The sequence below is a fragment of the Actinomadura rubrisoli genome (assembly GCF_004349215.1).
In the GTDB taxonomy this organism is placed as follows: Bacteria; Actinomycetota; Actinomycetes; order Streptosporangiales; family Streptosporangiaceae; genus Spirillospora; species Spirillospora rubrisoli.
Genome location: NZ_SMKU01000753.1, coordinates 1 through 889 on the forward strand (window position 1 = coordinate 1; position 889 = coordinate 889).

1 protein-coding gene is annotated in these 889 nt (G+C 63.6%); it reads left to right on the forward strand.

From position 1 onward, the window contains the following. Window positions 1–8: 8 nt before the first annotated feature. Window positions 9–889 (forward strand): Clp protease N-terminal domain-containing protein (locus E1298_RS47275; RefSeq protein WP_131903884.1); only part of this gene is annotated, 881 nt, incomplete at its 3' end.

Below are 889 nucleotides of genomic sequence, written 5' to 3' on the forward strand. Positions count from 1 at the left end.
GCGACGAGATGTTCGAGAGGTTCACCGACCGTGCGCGGCGGGTTGTCGTTCTGGCTCAGGAAGAGGCCAGGATGCTCAACCACAACTACATCGGGACCGAGCACATCCTTCTGGGTCTGATCCATGAGGGTGAGGGTGTGGCCGCCAAGGCTTTGGAGAGCTTGGGGATCAGCCTGGAGGCGGTGCGTCAGCAGGTCGAGGAGATCATCGGCCAGGGTCAGCAGGCGCCGTCGGGGCACATTCCGTTCACTCCGCGTGCCAAGAAGGTGCTTGAGCTGTCGTTGCGTGAGGCGCTGCAGCTGGGTCACAACTACATCGGGACCGAGCACATCCTGCTGGGGTTGATCCGGGAGGGTGAGGGTGTCGCGGCGCAGGTGCTGGTGAAGCTGGGTGCTGATCTGAACCGGGTGCGTCAGCAGGTGATCCAGTTGCTGCACGGCTACCAGGGCAAGGAACCGAATGCCCCGGGAAGCGGCCAGGACCCGACGCCGTCCACCTCGCTCGTCCTTGACCAGTTCGGCCGGAATCTGACCCAGGCCGCCCGTGAGGGCAAGCTCGACCCGGTCATCGGCCGGGACAAGGAGATCGAGCGGGTCATGCAGGTGTTGTCGCGGCGGACCAAGAACAATCCGGTGCTGGTGGGTGAGCCGGGTGTGGGTAAGACCGCGGTGGTGGAGGGTCTGGCGCAGAAGATCGTCAAGGGTGAGGTGCCCGAGACGTTGAAGGACAAGCAGCTGTACACCTTGGATCTGGGTGCGCTGGTGGCGGGTTCGCGGTATCGGGGTGATTTTGAGGAGCGGTTGAAGAAGGTCCTCAAGGAGATCCGTACCCGCGGTGACATCATCTTGTTCATCGATGAGCTGCACACCTTGGTCGGCGCGGGCGCCGC